The sequence below is a fragment of the Gammaproteobacteria bacterium genome (assembly GCA_015709615.1).
In the GTDB taxonomy this organism is placed as follows: Bacteria; Pseudomonadota; Gammaproteobacteria; order Burkholderiales; family Nitrosomonadaceae; genus Nitrosomonas.
Genome location: CP054179.1, coordinates 2,867,281 through 2,890,236 on the forward strand (window position 1 = coordinate 2,867,281; position 22,956 = coordinate 2,890,236).

Genomic DNA, 22,956 nt, shown 5'->3' on the forward strand with positions numbered 1-22,956 from the left:
AATGAGCATTTTGAGTCTGATTTCAACACAGCATGACCGAGCGCAGTAGTTTTTCAGAGCTTTCTTAAATCCGGCTGGCCGCTAGCGCTTGTTCCAAGTCCGCCAGAATATCGTCGATATTTTCAATGCCGATGCACAAACGGATCATGTCCTGCGTGACGCCTGCCGCGGCGAGTTCGGGTTCAGTCAATTGCCGGTGGGTTGTGGATGCCGGATGCGCGGCCAAGGATTTGGCATCGCCGATATTCACCAGCCGCTTGAACAGTTTGAGCGCATCGTAAAATTTTACACCGGCCTCAAAACCGCCTTTGATGCCGAATGTCATCAATGCCGACGGACGGCCCTGCATATATTTCTGTGCCAGTTGATAGTATTCCGACGACGGCAGTCCCGCGTACCTGACCCACGCCACGGCAGGATGCCGCTCAAGATATTGCGCGACTTTCAGCGCGTTTTCAGTGTGCCGTTCCATGCGCAGTGACAGGGTTTCGATGCCCTGTAAAAAGAAAAAGGCATTCATCGGCGACATGGCCGAGCCGGTATTACGCAGCGCGACGGTGCGCACACGTCCGACATAAGCGGCGGGGCCGAATTCTTGTGTATAAATGACGCCGTGATAAGCCGGTTCGGGGTTGTTGAGCATCGGAAACCGTTCCGCGTGATCCGGCCAGGGAAAGTTGCCGGAATCGACGATGATGCCGCCGACCGATGTGCCGTGTCCGCCCATGTATTTGGTCAACGAATGCACGACGATGTCCGCGCCGGACTGGAAAGGCTTCATCAAGACCGGCGTGGGCACGGTGTTATCGGCGATAACCGGAACACCGTGCCGGTGCGCCATCGCACAAATGGCTTCCATGTCCGGGATATTGCCCGCCGGATTGCCCAGCGATTCGCAGAATACCGCCGAAGTTTTTTTGTCGATCAGCGGCTCGAGGCTCGCCGGATTATCGTCCTTGGCGAAACGCACTTCGATCCCCAATTTCGGCAGCATGTGTGCGAACAGCGTATAAGTTCCGCCGTATAGCAGCGGCACGCTGACGATGTTGTTGCCCATCTCGGCGATATTGATCACCGCATAATGAATCGCCGCTTGGCCCGAGCTGAGCGCCAGCGCCGCAACTCCGCCTTCGAGCGCCGCCACCCGCTGTTCCAGCACATCGTTGGTCGGGTTCATGATGCGCGTATAAATGTTGCCCGGCACGGCCAGATTGAACAAATCCGCGCCGTGCTGCGCATTGTCGAATTCGTAGGCGACGGTCTGATAAATAGGAACCGCCACCGCTTTGGTGGTGGGGTCGGTGTGATAGCCCGCGTGGATAGCGATTGTTTCGTCTTTCATGCCATTCTCCTGTGCGTGAACCTCAAGAAATAGCGAGGAGTTTAGCAGGTTTGCCGTATTTCATCGTGCATGCGCTGCAAGCGTTGGCATGGCAGGGCGTTGTTTTCAATCAACCGGTTGTGCGCTCAATCGTCATTTTTCCGTTCGACATGTTCCTGCAAACCGGTTTCGCGGATGGTTTGCCGGTCGTAAATGCGCTGCCCGATTGGCACTTCGTAGCCTTTTCCCTTGATCAGAATCGCGCCCACCGGGCAAATCGTTGCGGCCAGATCGGTGACTGCCATCGTGCTGTCGGCCAGCTTCCCGCTCGGGGTATTGACGATCAGGTGCGCATTCGTGCCGCGTCCGGCGATGGCGAAGACATTTTTTTGATCCACGTCGCGGCTGGCGCGCACGCACAAATCGCACAGAATGCAGCGGCTGCGGTCGAGCAGGATATCGGGGTGCGAGGCGTCGATCTCGCGGCGTTGATAAAACTGCGCGAAGTGATCGTCGAGCATGCCGAGGTGATAAGCCATCGCTTGCAATTTGCAGTTGCCGGTTTTCTCGCATGACGGGCAAATGTGGTTGCCTTCGACGAACAGCATCTGCGTGATCGCTTTGCGCGCTTCGTTCAATTCCGGCGTGTTATTGCGGATTTCCTGCCCCGCTGCTGCCGCTGTGATACACGCGGCGGCGCTGCGGTTGCCAATTTCCACCACGCACAGGCGGCAATTGCCGCTCGGCGGCAGGCCGGGGTAGTGGCACAGATGCGGGATGTAGATTCCGGCTGCCAATGCTGCATCCATGATGGTTTGGCCCGGCGTGAACGGGATTTCCTCGCCATCGATACGGATTGTGTCAGGGCCGGTGGTCATTATCCAAATGCGCGCCAGCATCGTCGCGATGTGTGATGCGCCGTGCGCTGGCCAGCGCTTGACCAAGATCGAAGCGCGCGGTGAAGTGCGGTTGCAAATGCGGGGAGAAGGTTTGGGGAAATTTCCGCAGGCCGTCCAGCACATGGTTGGCGGCTGTGTGTCCCAGGCCGCAATGCGATTGGTGCTGCACGATGCGGCCGAGCTGTTGCAATTCATCGATGCCGGCTGCTGTGCTGCGGCCAGCGGCGATGTTATCCAGCGTGTTTTTCAACAATTGCGTGCCGACCCGGCAGGGTGTGCAGAAGCCGCAGCTTTCGTGCGCGAAGAACTGCGCGAAGTTGCGGTGAACTGCGAGCAAATCGCGCTGCGATCGGAATACCAGCAACGATCCGCCGGTGGCGGCATCGTCGAAAGCAATGGTGCGTCCGAATTCCGCCGGGCTGAGCAATGTTCCGGCGGGACCGCCGGTTTGCACCGCTTGCACATCCGTGGCGCTGCAATCGTCCAGCACTTGCTGGATCGTCACACCAAACGGATATTCGTAAATTCCCGGTTTTCCGCAATCGCCGCTGATGCTGAGGATTTTGCTGCCCGCCGACGACGGTGTGCCCGCCGCTTTGAACCAAGCGCTGCCGCGTGCGGCGATGTGCGCCGCGGCGATGAACGTCTCGACGTTATTGACCACGGTCGGTTGCCCAAGGTAGCCGTGCGTGACGGGAAACGGCGGACGGATGCGCGGAATGCCGGGCTTGCCTTCGAGCGATTCGATCAGCGCCGATTCCTCGCCGCAAATATACGCACCGGCGCCGATGACGATATCAATGTCAAAATCAAACTCCGCTTGCCCGAGAATCCTTTCGCCCAACAATCCTTGCTTGCGGTGCTGATCCAACCGCGCTTGCAGGTGCGGCAGCAAATAGCGGTATTCGCCGCGCAGATAGACAAAGCCTTTTTGCGCGCCGATGACAAACGCGCACAGCGCCATGCCCTCGAACAAAGCATCGGCGTATTCGTGCAACAGCAGGCGATCCTTGAACGTGCCGGGTTCGCCCTCGTCGGCGTTGCAGACGACGTAGCGTGTTGCGCCGGGTGCTTCACGGCACAATTGCCATTTTTTGCCGGTATCGAATCCCGCGCCGCCGCGGCCGCGCAAGCCGGATTGCTGAATGATCGCCAAGGTTTCGCTGGCGCCGTGTTGAAAGGCTTGTTGCAGCGCAGCACCGGGGAACAGGTGTTCCGTCAGCAGCAAATCGCGGCGGTGAATGGTATCCGGGATGTCAAACCATGTCCCGGGCCATTGCCGGAGCGGTATTTCATCGGTGATAAGCTGCGCAATTTGCGCGAGTTTTGCCGCATTCAGGCCGGTTACGGGAAACCCGTTGATCAGCAGCGACGCACCCTGATCGCATAGACCGATGCACGAGGTTTCATCGATACTGACCAATCCGTCCGCTCGCGTCTTGCCGGGCGTGACTTGCAACTGTTTGCACAACATTTGCAGCAGGTTCTGTTCGCCGGTCAGATAACCGCAACTGGTGCAATTGCTGAACAAAATATCGAAACGGCCGCGCGGTTGCGTGGAGAAAAACGAATAAAACGCCACCACCGCGGCTACCTGGCTGAGCGGTACATTGAATTCGGTGGCGGCTTGCTGCATCGCGTGCGGCGGAATATACCGGTGTTGTTGCTGGATTGCGTGCAGGCGGTGCAGCAAGTGCTCACGCGCGAATGAGCTGGAACAATTCATCATGCTGGTGAGTATAGCGGGATTGCCGCCGAACCGGTAGCGGCGGCGGGTATTTGTTCGTGAAATCAGCGATTAAGCCAGCAGCGCGGCGACGATGCCGGTGATGAAAATGCCGTCGAACGTGCCTGCGCCGCCGATCGAGGCGTACGGTGTGCCGAGCCGGGAAATATCCTTCATATGCAGCAGGTCGGCGCCGATCAACACCCCCAGCGTGCCGCTGATGTACGCCAGCGGCGCGCTTTGCTCCGGGCTGATGAATAAACCGACCAGCGCCGCGCTGACGGGCGCGACCAATATCGGCATGCCGATGCCTAATCCCTGAATCGGGCGGCTGAAGTAGTAACTGATCGCGCTGATGATGGCGATCCCCAGCAGCGTGGGAAATAGACCCAACGCGCTGTTGGAAAACAAATAAAGCGATAGCGCCGCCGGTATCAGGCAACCGCCGAGGTTGACCGCGATCTGCGTTTCATTGTGAAACGGCTGCATCGGCATCCGCAGCAATCCCCAATATACCGGTTGGGTGAATTCCCGCACCGGTACATCGCTTTTAATCCGCGCCACCGGCAAATTGACGACGCTGCCGAACAGGGAAAGGAATAACACCGTCAAACCCATTTCCGGCGGCAAGCCCAGTTTCACAAACGCAAACGACAGCAATTCCGCCTGGAACAGCATCGTCATGATACCAAGCAGAAATATGAAAAATAATAAATGCAGAGGAGAGAAATAATTTTTCATCGCAGGTAACCGGGAAGTGTCGTGAGGGTGATTGTATTGTATGCAAGATTTTGGCGTTGCAGTGAGAAATGCGACTGAAGTAACCGGGCTTCCGATCCAGGCCATGCCCCGCCGATGCTGCCATCCTGATGCTTACAGCAGTGCCATTTGACATCGCTGCGCATGAGTGTTTGAATAACGTGCAGATATCATAGGGGCGTTACTCAGAACATGGCAAATATTCAAATGACACGCGCGATTGCCTTGGTCGATGTCAACAATTTCTACGTCAGTTGCGAACGCGTGTTCAATCCGCGCCTGGAGGGCAAGCCGGTCGTGGTATTGTCCAACAACGACGGTTGCGCTGTGGCGAGAAGCAACGAAGCGAAAGCGCTGGGTGTTAAGATGGGGCAGCCGTGGTTTCAGCTCAAGGATTGGGCGCAACGGCGCGGAATCGTCGCGTATTCGTCCAATTATGCGCTGTACGCCGACATGAGCAATCGCGTGATGAATATCCTGGCGGCGTTCAGTCCGCGGCAGGAAGTTTATTCGATCGACGAGTGCTTTCTCGATTTGACCGGATTCAAGGCGCAAGAGCTGATGCTGCACGGCCAGCGCATCCGTCAGCGTGTGAAACAATGGGTAGGTTTGCCGGTTTGCGTCGGCATCGGACCGACCAAAACGCTGGCCAAACTGGCCAATCATATCGCCAAGCAATACCCGGAATCGGGCGGCGTGTGCAATCTGAACGATGCATCGCCGCAACAGCGATACGATTGGTTTAGCCGGATTGCCGCGGGTGAGGTATGGGGTATCGGGCGGCGGCTTGTTCCCCAATTGCGCGACATCGGTATCAAGACCGTGCGCGATCTGCAACGGGCTTGCCCGGCGGCGATGCGCGCGCGCTTTTCCGTCGTGATGGAGAAAGTCATCCGTGAACTGAATGGCGTGGCTTGTATCGAACTGGAAGAGGTCGCGCCGTTGCGTAAGCAGATCGTCAGCTCGCGCTCGTTTGGTGTGCCCGTCTCCGATCTGGCCAGTCTGGAAGAAGCAGTGTCGCTGTATACCCGCCGCGCCGCGGAAAAATTGCGTCGCCAGCAGCTGTCCGCCGGGTCGGTTTACGTTGCGATCCGTACCAGTCCGTTCAATACGCAAGAACAGTATTACGCCAACGGGATGATCATTCCGCTGCCCGCGCCAAGCGCCGACACGATGCGGCTGACCAAAGCGGCGTTATGGGGATTGCGCAAAATTTACCGCAGCGGTTACCGCTATCAGAAAGCGCGAATCATGCTGGCCGGATTGGTGAGCATAAATGACCGGCAGTGCGATTTGTTCAGCTTGGCGGAGGAGAATAAATCCGGAAAATTGATGGAAGTCATGGACCGGATCAATGTCCGGATGGGGAACGGCACGCTGAAACTGGCGTCCGAGGGTTTCCGCCAGCCGTGGAAAATGAAGCAGGCAAACCGCAGCCCCAGCTACACGACAAACTGGGATGAATTGATTTGCGTCACAGACTGAATAGCCAAAATATACTGACTACCAACGGGAGATTTTCTATGCCAATGCTATCGATCAATCCGGCCACAGGCCAAACCCTGCAATCTTTTCCAACCTGGCAAGCCGGTGAAATCGATGCGGCGCTGCACCAGGCGGAATCCGCGCAGACCGGCTGGGCGGCGCTCAGTTTTGATGAGCGCGCCGGGTTTGTGCGCAATCTTGCGCAGGTATTCCGCCAGCGCAGCGAGGAGTACGCGCATCTGATCACCGAAGAAATGGGAAAACTGCTGCGCGAGGCCAAAGCGGAAGTGGAGAAATGCGCAATCGGCTGCGAACACTATGCGGAGCATGCGCAATCGTATCTGCGCGACGAACCGGTTGCATCCGATGCCAGCCGCAGCCTGGTGGTTTATCAGCCGCTGGGTGTCGTGCTGTGCATCATGCCGTGGAATTTTCCGTTCTGGCAGTTGATCCGTGCGGCAGCTCCAGCGTTGATGGCAGGCAATACGGTGGTACTGAAGCATGCATCGAATGTGCCACGCTGCGCATTGGCGCTGGAAGAGGCATTCCGGCAAGCCGGATTTCCCGTCGATACTTTCCGCACCCTGATGATCAGCGCCGCGCAAGCGGAAGAAGTCATCGCCGATCCGCGCATTGCCGCCGTGACACTGACCGGCAGCAGCGCGGCGGGGCGGCGGGTGGCGGCGATCGCCGGTCAGAACTTAAAGAAGTGCGTGCTCGAGCTGGGCGGATCGGATCCGTTTATCGTGCTCGACGATGCGGACATTGAATCGACCGCCCAACAAGCGCTCACTGCGCGGCTGCAGAACATGGGGCAAAGCTGCATTGCCGCGAAGCGCTTCATACTTGCCGAGTCCATCGCCGATGCTTTTGTCGCGCAATTGAAAGTGCTGTTTGATCGATTACAGAGCGGCGACCCCAAAGACGAGACTACCGGCATCGCACCGATGGCACGCGAAGACTTGCGCGCCGATCTGCATGCGCAAGTCGAACGGAGTGTGGCCGCGGGTGCGCAGCGGGTGATTGGCGGCGCCTTTATCGGTACGCAGGGTGCGTATTACGCGCCGGCGATTCTGGATCATGTGCAACCGGGCATGGCGGCGTTCGACGAAGAACTGTTCGGGCCGGTTGCCGCGATCGTGCGGGTCAACGATGACGAAGAAGCAATCCGCTTAGCCAACCGGACGCAGTTCGGCCTGGGCGGTAGCGTATGGACCCGCGATGCCGCGCGCGGCGAAGCGCTGGCACGGCGGATTCATGCCGGTTGCACGTTCGTCAACGGCATCGTCAAAAGCGACCCGCGCCTGCCGTTCGGCGGCGTGAAGGAATCCGGTTACGGCCGCGAACTGTCGTACCACGGTATCCGCGAATTCGTGAATATCAAAGCGGTGTGGATTAAGTAGCAGGAGTATATCTTGTGCAATGGCGCGGTTCACAAACCGGCGCGCAATCCCGGTATGCCGATGCGCTGGATGCGCATGGCATTGTTGCCTTCTTCGTACGCGAGCAAGCGGCCTTCCTGCTGCCACAGGCGGAACGCCAGCGAGTAGGCAAGCACCCGGATCGGGTAGTCGCGCGGTAGTGTTTGCAGGTAAGGTTGGATCGTGGTGAAATCGGTCGCGCCGTATTGTTGCATGATGAAGCGTAAGCCGCCGTTCGCCGGGCCGATGTTGTAGGCCAGTAAGCCCAGAAAGAGATCGTCTTTCATTTCCGCCAGATAGTGCTTGAAGGTGGCAGCGGCGACAAACGCGTTGTGACGGGGATTTTCCAGCACAATTTTTTCCACGTTGAGCCGCTTGCGCGCTTGTGCGATGACGGTTTCCGGAACGCGGGTGATCTGAAACAGGCCGCGTCCGCCGTCATGGCTATCGCGCGGAATGAACGACGATTCCATCGCGGCGATGCCGTGCAGCAAATGGACATCGATAGCGAAAGACCGGGCCGCGTCTTCGATTGCTTGGCGGTACTCCTGCGAACGGTTGACCATTTTTTGCAATTGCGCCGCATCATGGCGGCGGTAAGCCGCATACACCTGATGCGAAATCGTCATGCGCCCCGCTTCTTCCTTGCCGCCGACCAAGGTGCGGAAATTGCCGTAAGCCAGCGTGAATTGGTCGTGCGTGACGAGCCAGGGTGCCAGCAAAGCGAGCGACAAAGACAATGCCGGTGTGAGAAATTCCGAATAGCGCCGCAGCCATTGCCGCAGCTTCCACCAGCCGAGCAGAAAAAGGGCGGCGGCCACGATCAATATCAATACACCGGCGGTGAAGGGCAGTAAATGACCGAAAAAACTGGTGCCGGAGAACCGCCCGGCGGAATAACCGAGCAGCATGATGACAGCACATACCGCTGCGACGCTTAAACCAAGAATTTCGATGCCGGTCAGCAGTAATGTATTTTTGAATCCGCCGGACTGGCTTCTTCTTGGTTGCTTTCTTGGTTTCCTGTTACCGCTACCGTTTTCAGCCCGGCCGCGATTGACCGCGGCGCGTCTGCGCCGTGGCTTTGGCTTCACATTGCCGGATTCGGGGTTGTGGGTGTCGGCTGTTTTATTCATTGCGGAATTCTTCCGCTCTGAGTTTTGCACTACCCGGGATTCTGCAAGCAACCGGAAACCGTCTGACCGGAGTGAAGCTGCTTGCGGTAGTTTTTCAGAGCTTCCCTAGCGTAAGCGGTGGCTGACCCATAACGACGCGGCAAACAGCAGCACGGCTCCGCCTTGATGCGACGCGGCTAATGGAATCGGCACCACATGCAGCAAGGTTGCAATGCCTAAGCTGATTTGTATCGCCAGCATCAGTAGAAAAACGTTACATGCCAGGCGTGTGGTTCCTTGCAGTTCGACGGTGCGCGATTTCAGCCAGAAAATCGGCACGGAGAAAGCCAGTATCCAGGCGATCAAGCGGTGATCGAATTGCACCGTGGTCATGTTATCGAAGAAATTGCGATACCACGGTTCCAGGATGAAGAGATCGGGCGGGATGACATGCCCGTTCATCAGCGGGAAGGTGTTATACGCCAAGCCGGCGCGAATGCCGGCCACGAAACCGCCGGACAATACCATGATGAAAATTAATGAACTCAAACTAAAGGAAAATCGCCGCAAGCTGTGCAGTTTTTCGTTGCCCGGAGAATATTCGCGCTGCGGCGACAGCAACCCGAGCGCAACCCAGAACATCGCGGCGAAAATGACGAAAGCCAATCCCAGATGCGCGGTCAGACGGTACTGGCTGACATGCGGATCGTTGACCAAGCCACTCATGACCATGTACCAGCCCATAAATCCCTGCAATCCGCCCAGTACGAAGATTCCCGCCAGTTTGACGCCCAGCGGCCGGTCGATTTGCTTTCTCACCAGAAAATAAACAAACGGCACAAAAAATACCACGCCGATCAAGCGGCCTAACAAGCGATGAAAGTATTCCCACCAGAAAATGCTTTTGAATTCGTCGACGCTCATGCCTTTGTTGACTTGCTGATACTGCGGCGTGGCACGGTATTTTTCCAGCAGCACATCCCAGTCTTGCTGCGTGATGGGCGGCATGGTGCCGACAATCGGCTGCCATTCGACGATGGAAAGCCCTGAGTCGGTCAGGCGCGTAACGCCGCCGACCACAATCATGGCGAATACTAAGGCACAGCAGATGAATAACCAGATCGCAATAGGTATTGGTTTTTGCATACTCGTAAAATAAAAATTATTTTTTGAAATTGAATCCGGTAACGATGACCGGTTGCTTTATTTGGTGCGCATCAAGCGTTGCTTGGTGCGTTCCCATTCCTTTTGTTTTTCGGATTCGCGCTTGTCGTGTTGCTTCTTGCCTTTGGCCAAGCCGATTTCCAGTTTGATCCTGCCCGCTTTATAGTGCATATCGAGGGGAATCAGTGTGTAACCGGCGCGCTCGACTTTACCGATGAGCCGCCGGATTTCTTCCGCGTGCAATAATAATTTGCGTGTTCTGACCGGGTCGGGGTGGATATGCGTTGACGCTGTCATGAGCGGGCTGATATGGCTGCCGATCAGATACAATTCGCCGTTGCGGATGATAACATAAGCTTCTTTCAACTGAACCCGGCCGTCGCGGATGGCTTTGACTTCCCACCCCTCCAATACCATGCCGGTTTCGTACTTTTCTTCGATAAAATAATCGTGAAAGGCTTTTTTATTTTGTACTATACTCATGCGGGTATGAAATGGGTGGGAATCACTAAATTTCGTACATTTTATCAGTTTTTCAGTATTCCCTCATGATGCGGGGTGACTTACTTTTATGGCAGAAATAGAAAAATCAGTTTTGGTTGAATACTCGGCCAGTCAAATGTTCGCGCTGGTCGACGATGTCGCGAAATATCCGGAGTTTCTTCCTTGGTGCGGTGGTACTTCGGTCGATCCGCAAGACGAAGTGACGACGCATGCTACCGTCAAAATTGACTATCATCATATTCAACATAGTTTTACCACCAAGAATAAACGCTTTCCGCCGGATCTGATCGAAATGAGTCTGCTCGACGGTCCATTCGAGCATCTGGACGGTTACTGGCAATTCATCCCATTGTCGGATAATGCCTGCAAGATCAAATTCCGTTTGCATTACACGTTCTCGAACAAGATTCTTGAGAAACTGGTCGGGCCGGTATTTCATATAATTGCCAACAATTTCGTGGAGCACTTCATCGAACGGGCGGAAGCAGTTCACGGCAAACGCTGATAGCGCCGATGCAGGTTGAAGTCGTTTACGCATTGCCGCATGTTCAGATTCTGCAGAAACTCGATGTGCCGCCCGGCTGTACGGTAGAACAAGCGATCCGGCTATGCGGAATTTTGCAGCAATTTCCGGAAATCGATCTGGCCAAAAACAAACTGGGCATTTTCGGCAAAATCACACAGCCGCAAGCGGTGTTGCAGCCCCATGACCGGGTTGAGATTTACCGGCCTTTGATCATCGATCCGAAAGAAGCCCGAAGATTGCGCGCCAAGAAAAAATAACCACTGACATTTCCAGCAGGCCATTGAGAAACGTTTGGGAGAGAAAAATGAACCGCCTAGTGTTGATATCTCTTGCAATATGTTTGCTGCTTTCCCTATCCGCTTGCGCAACCAAGAAACCGGAAAAGAAAACACCGGATTCAGAATCTCAGGTCAAAATCCCGACAGCTTTCGAGCAATTGTCGCTGAAATCCGAAGCCAAAACGGTATTCGAAGACGCGGGTAAATTCATTCTGCTGGAAGGCAGCAAGTGCGTGCAGCGCGATAACGGCCGCGAGCCGGCGACCATCGTGCAGTGGATAGAAATGCCGGGTTACGTCGATAGCGGCACGGTGGTGCTGAACGGCTGGGATTTGCGCTATGCGAATCAGGATCGCGAAGTCAATTCGATGCGCGCCGACATCGTGCACAGCAAGCTGGTTAAAAACACCGGCTCGACGTTTCTGGCGTTCGAGGCGCAAGGCAAGCTGGATGATCAAAACCGCAACGATGCCTTTGAGTTTTGCGTGTTTTATACCGCATTCGGCTATCACTCCGCAGAAATCGGTGCCACCATCGAAGAGGATTACAACGGTGTCGAAACATCGGCGGTGCTGGATGAAAATCAGGGTGCGGTGGCTGCCATGGAGTACAACGGCCAGAAAGGCACGCTGAAAAGGAACGACGCGATTGCGATCATCCCGCGCGGCTTCGATTTCCAATTTGCCGATGCGTTTGAGTGCGAATGGCGCTGGATACCGTGCAAGTGGGGGGATCGCACCGATTATCCCTTGTTGCAAGCGGCCTACAATCTGTCGCAGGCCAATACAGCGCCGAATCTCGATGGTAGACCGCATTGGGCGACGCAAACCATTTTCAAGGATAACAACACGCGCGCGCACCGCATCAAAACGCGCGCGGCTTGGATTCGTGGCCGCAGCGTCAAGCTGCGCGCGGATTTTCTCGCGCTGAATCCGCGCTCCGGAAAGGCGAATACCTGCCGCAAAAGCGTCGACGGTGTGGTGCGCACGCAAACAGTCCGCATCATTGAACTGCCCTACGACTACGCCATCCCGATGCTGACCGGCTGGGACCTTACCAACGAATGCGAACAGCAACGCGTGCAGCGCGCCGGAATCTGGATTCACGACATCCGTTTCGACCCGCAATCGCAACGGCTGGAATACAAAGTATCCTCCATTCTGCGCGACCGGGACGGCGCACCCAGCTTCAACAGCGCGCACCGCGTTACGGTACTGGGACTCAACCGCCTATCGTCATCGGCACAAAAGCGGCCGCCAGGGGTTCGGTTGAAGATTCGGGAGTAGTGATGGTTGTTTAATTATTTTCGCCGTTGCGATCAGTGTTTGTCCGCATGTCTAGCCGTCTCGCGCAATCAGTGCTTCCCTAACTGGCCGGATTTTCTGGTACCTTCGGCGCATCCTCACCGATCATTACTGGCCCGCCGTCCCGCCAGACGACGGCGTACTGACCCAAACGGCGTTTCCTTTCAAGTGCCTGCGTTACGGCTTTTTGCAGCGAATCCAGCATTACTTGGCCTTTTTCGGAGAGCTTCACTTTTGACGTTATCTTCATTGCTTAACTTCCATTAATAGCTGCTGATAATAAATTTCATGAAGAATATTACGACCATCGCCCGTTTGTTCAAACACAGGGATCGGTACTTCACCATCATTCATGAAACAAATGCAATGATCGGCCTTGTGACTGAATACATGGAAAAGATTGCCGAGGCTGCGCGGGAAACGCCGCTCGATGTCACGCAACACCCACGTCCGCTCGAACAGCTTGCTTGTATGAAAGAAGCAAGACCTGATCCCATTCATGCATCCGTTTTCAACCCGAGTCGGTGCTTACGCATGCGATGACTCATTCTCCCGACCGGCATTCGACCCTGTGGTATCGGCTTCAGGCTGCCTCGAAGCGACCAGAGGAATCTTTTCCTCGCTGGGGAAGAGCTTTTCCAGAGCGGCGATCATGTCATTAACCAATCCGATTGCATCCGGTTCCACCGAGTTCAAACTCCGATGAGCCACTCTTGGTATTCGGTGCAATCGATGAAGCGGATTGTGGCAACTCACGAAGTTTGTGTCGCGTACCGCTGCCCAGTTTCCATGAATGTAGCTCGACGACCAATCATAGTACTTGTCATAGATCTCCTTGGTACCACAGTTTGTTGCTAGTTTTCGCAAATTGCTGCTTGCCCAATGGCCGACGTCGATGTTTAAGAACTCTTGCCATATGTCCTCGTTGGCAATCGAGTGAAGCGTGGATTCGTCGAGAAAGTTCGGCAGGTCACCGTGCGTCTGCTGCGTCTTCAAGAAAGCGAGTTTCGCCTGACCAGCCCCATAAACTCGGTACGATTGCCACATTTCAGGCGAATCGGTTTTACCAAGGTAGTGGAGTGTTATGCAGACCTCCGCGAGGGATCTAAGCGCAATAGCTCCAGCGATCCTCGTGTGGATGTGGTGCATCCCAATCTCTTCAAGTACGCTGAGAGCGTAAAGCACCAATCCGAATGCGGAGTCCAGTCGGGCGTCAACGCGCTCCGCTCGGATATTTCGCCGAAACTTCTCAATAATACTGTCCCGAGCAGCGTAGAGAGTACTCGGGTCAATCCCAGTTTCAATGAACGTGTAACCTTGGCCTTCCGACGGGTCCATGCAGGCAGTGTTGCGAAGCGCCTGTGCCCAGAACTGCTCAATCCATGCCGACGGATGGCTGCGGCGGAGTGTCATTTCCATAGAGCGGATAGAGGGGCGAACCGACCTCATGTCACCTTTGTTGGGAAACAACCGAAATTCCTCAAGCCTCTCTGCAAAGGATGTTGGAAATCGCATTCGACCCGAGATGATAGCAACGATGACCTTAAACCATCGGATGTCGGTAGATGCTTCCGACTGATGATCCAATACATAGGCAATCGCACGAGCAAGCGTGTTCCAGTCGTCCTTTGTCGGTTCCGCATTAATCTCCCTTTTCCACCTCGCAATTCCTGGAAGATCGTCAATGAGGAGAATCGGCCGAAGCGCCGCATAACCTAATGGATGAGTTAAGGGTATCTTGATGAAATCGCGGAACTCTTCATCTGCAACCTCAGCCAACTTCGTTTGGTCGACGACAATCGAGAAGTTGAGGCCTACCTCTGGGTCAGGTGCCTGTTTTTCGGCGTATTCGTCGTCTTCTCGCAGGAACCAGCTCCGGCACTGAACCGCCACCTTCCTTAACACGTCTAGGTAATGTTGCCGCTCTAGGACACCAGCGAGCAGGACGGCCCACAGCATCTCTGGCATGTGATGATCCGACCAAGATGATGTCGTCATCTTCGGAATCTGTGCCAGCGGAGGGACCAATTTGCTTCCGACGCGCTTATGCTGATCGATCGTGCTGATGTTTAGGGAAGAGAAGCGCGGATCCTTACTTCGAGCGCTCACTTTTCCGGCGTTTTTGCGCTTCCTGTTCCCACCCTTGCTCACTTGTTTCCCCTGCGCCTACCGCCTTTCTCCCCGAAGCTGGCAATGACAGGTAACGGTTTATGGCTAGTCGTGGCCATCGAAGCCGAGTGCCGCATAACGTTTAAATTGAGGAACACCCCGCAGGGGCGAAGCCGTGAAAGAAATGAACGGTGTTTCCTCAAATGCCGCGTTCTCTAATATTGAGTGCGGGACAATATTCAGATCATTGTTAAACACAAATTGCGCTCTGCACATTAACAGTTTTTCCGCTTTATATATAAACCCGCTCCACGCTTTTGCGGAGTCCGGGTTGAATGTTTGGTTATGCTTTTACCGTGATCCGGCAGGGGCAGCCATGTATTTCTCAAGATGTTCAATGGTCTCTTTTAAAGAATCTAAGCTTGCTCGCATTTTTACGATTTCCTCTCGAATTTCCTCTAGCTCTTCTTTCCGCGCTGCAACGGCATTTAATCTGTCCACCTTATCATTCAATTGTTTCATTCTCTGGTCGAGTTCCTTTGGACCTAAGGGAGGATCATCATCTGGGGTCTTTGGATTTATTTTCGGATCGATGGGGGGCCATAAATATTTCTCTATTTTATTGACCCTCGATCCAACACCCGCAATATCATTTCTTAATTGTTGTAACGACTCATCGTCCATGTTTTTCTCCTTAATGTCTGAATAAAGTGATAACAACGAGGATACAATCAGCAAAAACAGTACCACAGTGTTGAAAGAAGCTTTCTTTTTCCGGTTTTCCAAGAATGCATCACGCGCACCAACCTTACACTTCCTTTTTTTGTAATGCGCCACATTCCACTGGCCGAAAACTTCTCCCGCGATTAGTACAAGTAGCGCAAGAGATGTTGCTGCTACAGACCAGTTCATTTGTTCCTCATTGAGGCACAACGTAAAATATAAGACATTTTGTCCAATAATCCCGCCGGTAATGTCGCATAACCACGGAGAATATTATCTATCATCCTGTTTACAATATTAATTGATAAGGAATAAGACAGTTAATTGAATCTAATACGACAATGTTGCTAGCCATAAAATTGTTCCATCTAGTCCATTAATCCATAAAAGACATGGTAAAACACAATCGTTTGAGCATGTAGAAGCTAACATTTTATAGGGTAACACTCTATTATTTTTGCTGCCAAGCTATATCCGGCAACTCGGTTGTAGTTCCAGTAATCAAAGCGACCCGGAATCAGCAATTAAGCTGCTAGCGCTCCACCAGCACCACCTCAGCCACCATCACCGCATCATCCCTTCGATACCGCAATTCCACTTTCTCCCCCGCTTTTAGCGACCGCAAAATCGCCGCATACGATGCCAAATCGCTAACCGGCTGCCCGGCCAGTTGAATCAGAATATCGCCTGGTTGCAGTCCGGCTTGTTGCGCCGGGGAGCCGGGGAGGGTGTTGTCGATGCGCACGCCTTCGCCTTTATATGAAAAATCCGGGACGGTGCCGAGGCTGGTTGTGCGTTTTTCTTTGGGTGCGGCGCGCACGTCCGGCCAGCCGATACCTTCCGCAATATCTCATTCGCCCGTTTGAGCTCACGATTTTCCCGTTCCAGTTGCTTGAGCCGTTCGTAATCCGATGTCGGCATGCCGCCTCGAATTCCCCGATCCGTCTCCGCTGTGCAGCCAATCTTCGATGCAATCGATTTGATCGCCGGCCATTGCGATCCATACTCTTTCTGCTGTTCAAATACCGATCTAACCGCTCGTTCCCGTACTTCCGGTGAATAACTGATTTGATCCTTCATCTTCTCCTCCTCTCGAATTATTTTATTTCCGGAAAACCCGGAGCGATTCAAGGAGACAGCTTCAATACTGGGTTAAACCATAAGGTTTCACTCGTATATACATCTAATTTTATAAATGAAACAATAAATCCGTCATGCAAGATAAAAAACATGACACCTCGTCTTAATCAGCGCAACTACATAGATGGGTGGCTGAAAGCTTCCGAAGTTTTTTAGGGGATACGTCCATTTTTTGAAAATTAATAACGCGCTAAACCTTCACAAAGGCAAAGGGGTTTGCAAATGGATAAATCTCCTTCTTACGCGCAGTATTTGTGGATAAAGCGATTTTTTTACCGAAGAAGTATGGGAGCATAGTATGAATCAAATTGTACTGATCGCTTTACGAAGACCATATACCTTTGTAGTTCTTTCAATTCTGATCGTTATATTTGGAATCAGAGCGATACGGCATGCACCGACAGATGTTTTTCCCGCTATCAAAATTCCCGTAATTTCTGTAGTGTGGGCTTACGCCGGTATGTTGCCGCTGGATGTGTCCGGTCGTATCACTTTTTACTTCGAGCGCATGCTGACTTCGACGGTGGAAGGTATCTCGGATATCGTCAGTCAAGCGTACTATGGCATCAGCATCACAAATATTTTTCTTCAGCCACATACTAACCTCCCTGGCGCTGAAGCGGAAGTCACAGCGATAAGCCAGACCATTGTCAACGCGCTGCCACCGGATATTTCGCCGCCGATGATCATGCGTTTGGAAGCATCTTCGGTAGCGGTTGCCAGTCTGCAGGTTACGTCAGATGAGATGACGCCGGCAGAACTCTATAATCTTGCTTATACGCAAATCAGACCCCTGCTTGTAGTGATTCCGGGGGCGATTCTTCCGCATCCTTACGGTGGAAAGCCCAAACAGCTTTTGGTATCCCTCGATAAAGACAAAATGTTGGCTCGTAATGTATCGCCAACGGATATCCATGCGGCCTTCGATCGGCAGAATATCGTGTTGCCCGCGGGTGACATGAAGATCAAGCAGACCGACTGGATGGTTCAGACAAACGCAATGCCGCCGGATATCGATGAATTCAACAGTATTCCGATTAAACGAGAAGGTAATTCCTTCGTTTTTTTGCGCGACGTCGCCGATGTTCAGCTTGCAGGTCCCCCGCAAACAAACTCCGTAATGGTGGATGGTAAACAGGCTGTCATTATTGTCGTCATGAAAAGTGGTGAGGCATCGACCCTGGACGTCGTCAACGGTATCAGGGCAGCGCTTCCGCGTATCAAGGAGATCGTGCCGTCTCATGTGGATGTCAAAATCATTACCGATGCATCGGTCTTCGTGAGGGAATCCATTGAGGAGGTAACACATGAGATGGCGATCGCTGGCCTGCTTGTCGGTTTGATTGTCATGGTCATGCTGGGCTCATGGCGCCCCATGGTAGTCGTTACGACTTCAATTCCGTTGTGTATTTTAACCTCCCTTATCTTCCTGCAAGTGCTGAATGAGTCGATGAACGTCATGACGCTGGGAGGATTGGCGCTAGCGGTAGGGATTCTTGTCGATGACGCGACAGTGATGATAGAGAACATCGATACCCACCTGGAGATGGGTAAAGAACTCGATGAAGCAATCATTGATGCAGCCAATCAGATCGTTATTCCGACGCTGCTTGCTACATTATGTATATGCATTGTCTGGTTGCCGCTGTTCACGCTTTCGGGCGTATCGGGTTTTCTGTTCAAGCCAATGGCGCTGGCGGTGATATTTGCCATGCTGGCGTCCTTCATTCTGTCGCGTACGCTTGTACCGACCATGGCGAAATATCTGATTAAGCATCCTCACGCAGAGGAACACGAAAAGGAATCGCACCAGAGCGATGAAAAGCCAGCGGGGAGGTTTGCCGGTTTTCAGCAGAGATTAAAGCATCATATGGGAATTTTCTCTCGTTTTCAGAAAGGATTCGAGGCTCGCTTTCTTCGATTCTGCGCTTGGTATGGCGGATTGCTCGAATACACAATTGAAAATCGCCGTCGACTTGCAACGATCATGCTGGCTTTCGCGCTTGTCTCACTTATTTTGTTCTACTTCAACGGACGTGATTTTTTTCCTGAAGTCAGATCAGGAACCATCCAGATGCACATGCGGGCACCTCTCGGTACACGGATGGAATCCACAAACCGCATCGCCACGCTTGTTTCTAACGACATCAAGGAATTGCTTCCCGGGCAGGTCGAAGATATCGTCAGTAATTGCGGCATACCCGTCGGACCGCATAACCTAGCGTTTATTCCGACGCCCACCATCGGAACGCAGGATTGCGATCTGACGATCACCCTGTTCAACGAAAAATCGGCAGTGTGGGATCTGCGTGAAATTCTTCATAAAGGTTTGAAAGAACGCTATCCAGGAAGTGAATTCACATTTCAGCCAGCCGATCTGATAGCGAAAATTTTGAATTTCGGTTCTCCTTCTCCAATTACTGTTCAGGTTAACGGGATGGATATATACGGGAACTACGAGTATGCACGCCAACTGCAAGCCAGGCTACGTAAAATTCCCGGTTCCTCCGACGTAGTCATCCAGCAAACCATGCGTACGCCAACCATGTTTGTCGAAGGCCAAAGAACATTTGGACTCGGCGTTAACAAGAGTGAAACGGACATTGCTCTGAATATGCTGGTCACCACTAACGGAACCCAGCAGATCGATCAGAAATACTGGCTGGATCTGAAAACCGGGGTTTCCTATCAGATCAACATCTACAACCCTCAACCTCAGGTCGCAAGTGTCAATGACTTGAATACAATTCCTGTCAAGAAGATAGGGGATGGCGGTTTGGATGAGGATTATCAGCTTCTGGGCAATCTGACGAAGCTGTCGCCGGTGGGAACGCCTGGTCTGGTTACCCACAGGGGTATCATGCCGCTGATCGAGGTCTATGTATCTGCCGAAGGGCGTGGACTTGGCGGTGTGCTGGATGATGTCAAGAAGATTGTTGATGAGATGGACGATCTAGTCCCTCGTGGTTCCGAAGTTCAAATCGCCGGTCAAGCCGCGAATATGGTCACTACCTATGGCGAACTGATTATCGGCCTCATAGCGGCTGTCGTACTGATCTATCTCCTGCTTGTCATCAATTTTCAATCATGGTTGGATCCTTTCATCATCATTACAGCATTGCCGGGTGCGTTAGCAGGCATTGCCTGGGCTCTGTTCCTGACCCAGACGAACATTTCCGTACCGGCTCTGACAGGCGCCATCATGGCGATGGGAACGGCCACGGCAAATTCCATACTTGTCGTGTCCTATGCACGGGAGCGCATCCAAATTCATGGCGATCCGTTGTTAGCCGCGATTGAGTCAGGCAAAGCGCGTATTCGCCCTGTGCTGATGACCGCAGCAGCCATGATTATGGGCATGCTTCCGATGGCTATGGGAGGATCCACCAATGCGCCGCTGGGTCGTGCGGTTATTGGCGGCTTGACGTTCGCAACTGTGTATACCCTGTTTTTTGTTCCCTGCGTGTACGCCGTCATCTATTACAGCCGCAAGCGAAGCGTTTCTAAAAATGAGCAGCAAGATGCCCTTCAACAAGGAGACTCATGATATGGAAAAATCAAAGCAAAAAAGCATGATGATTTTGGTGATGGCTCTTGGTGTCGTCTACATGGGTTATCGAATCATTGAATCCGAAGAAAATATGGCTGCTTTAAAAGAAAAAGCGCTTGAAAATGACACTCCGACGGTAGCTATCGTTTATGCCAAACCGTTGCCTTCTACAGAAACCATCAAGCTTCCAGGTACCATTCAGGCTTGGTTTCAGGCGCCAATCTATGCCCAGGTATCTGGTTATGTGAAAATGTGGTACAAGGATTGGGGAGCGATCGTGAAAAAAGGGGATGTCCTTGCCGAAATCTACGCGCCGGCTCTTGATGCCAAATACCGGCAAAGCAAGGCGGATCTGGAGTCGGAAATAGCCCTTAATAATCTTGCTAAACTCACTGCGGAACGGTATATCGCCTTGCGTAAAAACCAGGCGGTATCCGAGCAGGCGATTTCGGTGAAGGTTGCCGAGGCAAAAGCCCAACAGGCAAAAGTCAATGCCGCCAAACAAAGAGTCAGTAACTATGAAGCATTAATTCGATTTAAAACAATTGTTGCGCCGTATGACGGTGTGGTCATTAACCGTAGCATTAATGTGGGGGACTTCATCAATAAGGAAGGCACTATCAGTACACCGGAAGGTGAAGTCCGCAATCTTTTTACTGTCGCAGACATCAGCCGGTTGCGTTTGTTTGTCAATGTACCGGAGGCATACGGTGCTGTTATGCATGATGGCTTGAAAGCCGACTTAACGGTGCCGCAATTTTCCAACCGGCATTTCACTGCCGAATTTTTAACTACTGCTCGCGGCTTCAATGAGAGCACACGCACGGTGGTCACCCAATTCGTGATTGAAAATGAAGACCGGGATCTGTGGCCTGGTTCCTATGCATCAGTCAATCTGACCGTAGAGGTTGCGCATAATCATCTCTCGATTCCATCCAGCTCGATGGTATTTGATGAAATGGGAGTTCGAGTTGCCTATGTAGATGAAAATAACCGTGTTCGCTTTAAGCCAATCACGGTAACCAGGTTCCTCGATGCTACTGTCGAAGTAAGCGGGGGCGTCACGACAGAGGACCGACTTATAAACAATCCCAGCGCTGCCCTGCTTGAAGGTGATTTGGTGAAAATTGTAACGCCTAGACCGGGATATGACATGATCAATGAACCAGTGGAATCACGTGAGGAGTCGAAATCAGCCTCACATTCAGAAACACCGGATCCGAGTCCAAAACAAGCGCATGCATCATAACGATCATTTCGATCATCTGACTATAACTGACTTGCGGTGTAAAAATGGAAACCATATTTTCAAACCTCTGTCGTCTCGGCGTAAGATTTGGTAGTTTCTTATTTCTGGCAGTTAGTCTGGCGGCTTGCAATACTTTTCCTGCATTTGATCTTTCGCCCAAATATCAAGAACCTCAATTCGTTGTTCCGGATTCTTGGGAGGGAACGAGTTCTTTCGTTAAAGCTAATCCGTCGGATGATGTACTCCGGCCCGACTGGTGGAAACTATATGACGATCCAATTCTTGACAGTCTCGTAGAACAGGCGATGGCAGCCAATCCAGACTTGCATGCTGCAGCCGAACGGTTTGTTCAAGCACGTAATGCAATGATGAAGGCACGATCTCGATATTTCCCCCAAATGGGCTTTGGGTTTGGTGGCAGCAATAACAGACAATCCGATCATACCCTCTTCCGTGCTCCCGGAGAACCTGACAGCGATACTCAAGTTCTGATGGATGGAATCGCATCTTGGGAACCGGATTTCTGGTCGAAACTCCGGAATGCCGCACAAGCCAAAATCTATCGTGCTGAGGAACGCGCGGCCGATTATGGACTGGCACGCCTTATTCTGCAGGCGGAAATTGCATCGAATTATTTCACACTGCGTGGATTGGATGCACAAATCGCGATTTACAAACAGTCGATCGACCTTTATAACTATTCATTAACTGTTGTAGAGACTCAGTTCGAAGGCAAGATCGCTTCTGCTCTCGACGTAGCGCGTGCTGAGTCTCTGTTGTACGCTACCGAGTCAAAATTAGCTCTGATGCATGGTGAACGCAAAGTAATGGAACAGGCTATTGCAATTCTCCTTAATCTTGCCCCGGCTAGTTTTAAACTCGAACCGGTAGATAACCTCCTTACCGCGAATTTTAGCCTTCCACAGACAGTTCCATCTACTTTGCTTGAACGCCGGCCCGATATTGCCGCTATGGAGCGCCGGATGGCACAAGCTAACCGCACCATTGGAATTGCACGCGCCGCTTTTTTTCCAAACGTATCCTTCCGGCTTGGGGGAGGACTCGAGGATTCCGGACTCAATCTGCTTAGCTTGGCTAACAGTTTCTGGGCTTATGGTTCCTCTTTTTCCATTCCACTTTTCCAGGGTGGGTACCGTCGGGCGCAGTTACAACAATCATGGTCGGTCTATCGCGAGACAGAAAATTTATATCGCTCGACCGTACTGAACGCCTTTCGCGAAGTTGAGAATAACCTGACCCAGACTCATTGGATAACTATTGCTGCCGAGCGGCAGGATGCCGCCGTCGAAGCTGCGCGTAAAACACAAAACCTTACCATGGAACTCTATAAGGGCGCTTTGGCGTCCAGTCTTGAACTCATTTATTCCCAACTCGGTACGCTGACGGCAAGTATCGATTCTGTACAAATCAAGACTGATCTACTGAAAGCATCGGTGGCGCTTATTCGTGCGCTTGGAGGAGGCTGGAATCGCGATCAATTACCCGCCGACAACGAAATTCAACCCTTTGGCGTATTGCAATATACTGATCTTGATAAGCCAGTGCCAGCCGGAGAGATTGACGTCGATGCGAATCCTGCTGATCGAAACAACAAAAACAATAATTTAACAAAACCCTCAGTTGAATCCTCGTACCTAAAAGTACGTAAATCGCCTTAAGCGC

The 22,956-nt window shown here is 52.7% G+C and carries 20 protein-coding genes; 9 read left to right on the forward strand and 11 right to left on the reverse strand.

Annotated features, from left to right (window positions below; genetic code table 11):
* Positions 1-64 precede the first annotated feature (64 nt).
* From HRU77_13695 to HRU77_13710, 4 genes are all read right to left on the reverse strand, one after another.
* Positions 65-1,342, reverse strand: coding sequence for an aminotransferase class I/II-fold pyridoxal phosphate-dependent enzyme (locus tag HRU77_13695; protein ID QOJ21643.1), 1,278 nt, complete (start codon positions 1,340-1,342; stop codon positions 65-67).
* 125 nt (positions 1,343-1,467) lie between these two features.
* Positions 1,468-2,199 (reverse strand): (2Fe-2S)-binding protein, encoded by a 732-nt coding sequence (locus tag HRU77_13700; GenBank protein QOJ21644.1) that lies wholly within the window; start codon positions 2,197-2,199, stop codon positions 1,468-1,470.
* On the reverse strand, positions 2,183-3,949 hold the full coding sequence (locus HRU77_13705) for an NAD(P)H-dependent oxidoreductase subunit E (protein ID QOJ21645.1): 1,767 nt from the start codon (positions 3,947-3,949) through the stop codon (positions 2,183-2,185). The genes HRU77_13700 and HRU77_13705 overlap by 17 nt, the downstream gene beginning before the upstream one ends.
* A gap of 69 nt (positions 3,950-4,018) precedes the next feature.
* Positions 4,019-4,687, reverse strand: coding sequence for a DUF1614 domain-containing protein (locus HRU77_13710; GenBank protein ID QOJ21646.1), 669 nt, complete (start codon positions 4,685-4,687; stop codon positions 4,019-4,021).
* Positions 4,688-4,912: 225 nt separating this feature from the next.
* Here HRU77_13710 and HRU77_13715 point away from each other — a divergent pair, with 225 nt between their 5' ends.
* Both HRU77_13715 and HRU77_13720 read left to right on the forward strand, forming a co-directional pair.
* A complete protein-coding gene (locus HRU77_13715; GenBank protein ID QOJ22191.1) occupies positions 4,913-6,190 on the forward strand; it encodes a Y-family DNA polymerase in 1,278 nt (425 codons plus the stop codon).
* Between the two features lie 38 nt (positions 6,191-6,228).
* Positions 6,229-7,593, forward strand: coding sequence for an NAD-dependent succinate-semialdehyde dehydrogenase (locus HRU77_13720; GenBank protein ID QOJ21647.1), 1,365 nt, complete (start codon positions 6,229-6,231; stop codon positions 7,591-7,593).
* A 29-nt stretch (positions 7,594-7,622) separates the two neighbouring features.
* Here the strand turns inward: HRU77_13720 and HRU77_13725 are convergent, their stop codons facing one another.
* The 3 genes from HRU77_13725 to smpB all read right to left on the reverse strand — a co-directional run bounded on the left by HRU77_13725 (position 7,623) and on the right by smpB (position 10,373).
* Positions 7,623-8,747 (reverse strand): transglycosylase SLT domain-containing protein, encoded by a 1,125-nt coding sequence (locus HRU77_13725; protein ID QOJ21648.1) that lies wholly within the window; start codon positions 8,745-8,747, stop codon positions 7,623-7,625.
* A gap of 105 nt (positions 8,748-8,852) precedes the next feature.
* The gene (locus tag HRU77_13730; GenBank protein ID QOJ21649.1) at positions 8,853-9,872 is read right to left on the reverse strand and encodes a COX15/CtaA family protein; all 1,020 of its coding nucleotides are present in this window, start codon (positions 9,870-9,872) and stop codon (positions 8,853-8,855) included.
* Between the two features lie 57 nt (positions 9,873-9,929).
* Entirely contained in the window at positions 9,930-10,373 is a 444-nt protein-coding gene (gene smpB, locus HRU77_13735; protein ID QOJ21650.1) for an SsrA-binding protein SmpB, read from the reverse strand.
* Between the two features lie 88 nt (positions 10,374-10,461).
* On the opposite strand from smpB, the gene HRU77_13740 reads away from it, so the two are divergent.
* The 3 genes from HRU77_13740 to HRU77_13750 are packed head-to-tail and all read left to right on the forward strand — an operon-like array spanning position 10,462 to position 12,484.
* Complete coding sequence (locus HRU77_13740; GenBank protein QOJ21651.1) at positions 10,462-10,899, forward strand: type II toxin-antitoxin system RatA family toxin; 438 nt, start codon at positions 10,462-10,464, stop codon at positions 10,897-10,899.
* 8 nt (positions 10,900-10,907) lie between these two features.
* Positions 10,908-11,177, forward strand: a complete 270-nt coding sequence (locus HRU77_13745; GenBank protein QOJ21652.1) for an RnfH family protein — start codon at positions 10,908-10,910, stop codon at positions 11,175-11,177.
* Between the two features lie 47 nt (positions 11,178-11,224).
* Entirely contained in the window at positions 11,225-12,484 is a 1,260-nt protein-coding gene (locus HRU77_13750; protein QOJ21653.1) for a hypothetical protein, read from the forward strand.
* Between the two features lie 79 nt (positions 12,485-12,563).
* Here the strand turns inward: HRU77_13750 and HRU77_13755 are convergent, their stop codons facing one another.
* Entirely contained in the window at positions 12,564-12,752 is a 189-nt protein-coding gene (locus HRU77_13755) for a hypothetical protein (GenBank protein QOJ21654.1), read from the reverse strand.
* Between the two features lie 38 nt (positions 12,753-12,790).
* Between HRU77_13755 and HRU77_13760 the strand changes: the two genes are divergently transcribed.
* Positions 12,791-13,045 (forward strand): hypothetical protein, encoded by a 255-nt coding sequence (locus HRU77_13760; GenBank protein QOJ21655.1) that lies wholly within the window; start codon positions 12,791-12,793, stop codon positions 13,043-13,045.
* Here HRU77_13760 and HRU77_13765 read toward each other — a convergent pair.
* From HRU77_13765 to HRU77_13775, 3 genes are all read right to left on the reverse strand, one after another.
* The gene (locus tag HRU77_13765) at positions 13,031-14,500 is read right to left on the reverse strand and encodes a hypothetical protein (protein QOJ21656.1); all 1,470 of its coding nucleotides are present in this window, start codon (positions 14,498-14,500) and stop codon (positions 13,031-13,033) included. The genes HRU77_13760 and HRU77_13765 overlap by 15 nt on opposite strands.
* A 462-nt stretch (positions 14,501-14,962) precedes the next feature.
* Positions 14,963-15,523: a hypothetical protein gene (locus tag HRU77_13770; protein QOJ21657.1), complete on the reverse strand. Its 561-nt coding sequence runs from the start codon at positions 15,521-15,523 to the stop codon at positions 14,963-14,965.
* 343 nt (positions 15,524-15,866) lie between these two features.
* Complete coding sequence (locus HRU77_13775) at positions 15,867-16,154, reverse strand: PDZ domain-containing protein (GenBank protein ID QOJ21658.1); 288 nt, start codon at positions 16,152-16,154, stop codon at positions 15,867-15,869.
* Between the two features lie 618 nt (positions 16,155-16,772).
* Here HRU77_13775 and HRU77_13780 point away from each other — a divergent pair.
* From HRU77_13780 to HRU77_13790, 3 genes are read left to right on the forward strand one after another with little or no spacing between them, the layout of a single operon-like run.
* Entirely contained in the window at positions 16,773-20,021 is a 3,249-nt protein-coding gene (locus HRU77_13780) for an efflux RND transporter permease subunit (protein QOJ21659.1), read from the forward strand.
* A 1-nt stretch (position 20,022) separates the two neighbouring features.
* Positions 20,023-21,273: an efflux RND transporter periplasmic adaptor subunit gene (locus tag HRU77_13785; protein QOJ21660.1), complete on the forward strand. Its 1,251-nt coding sequence runs from the start codon at positions 20,023-20,025 to the stop codon at positions 21,271-21,273.
* Positions 21,274-21,317: 44 nt separating this feature from the next.
* Positions 21,318-22,952, forward strand: a complete 1,635-nt coding sequence (locus HRU77_13790) for an efflux transporter outer membrane subunit (protein ID QOJ21661.1) — start codon at positions 21,318-21,320, stop codon at positions 22,950-22,952.
* The last annotated feature ends 4 nt before the right edge of the window (positions 22,953-22,956 follow it).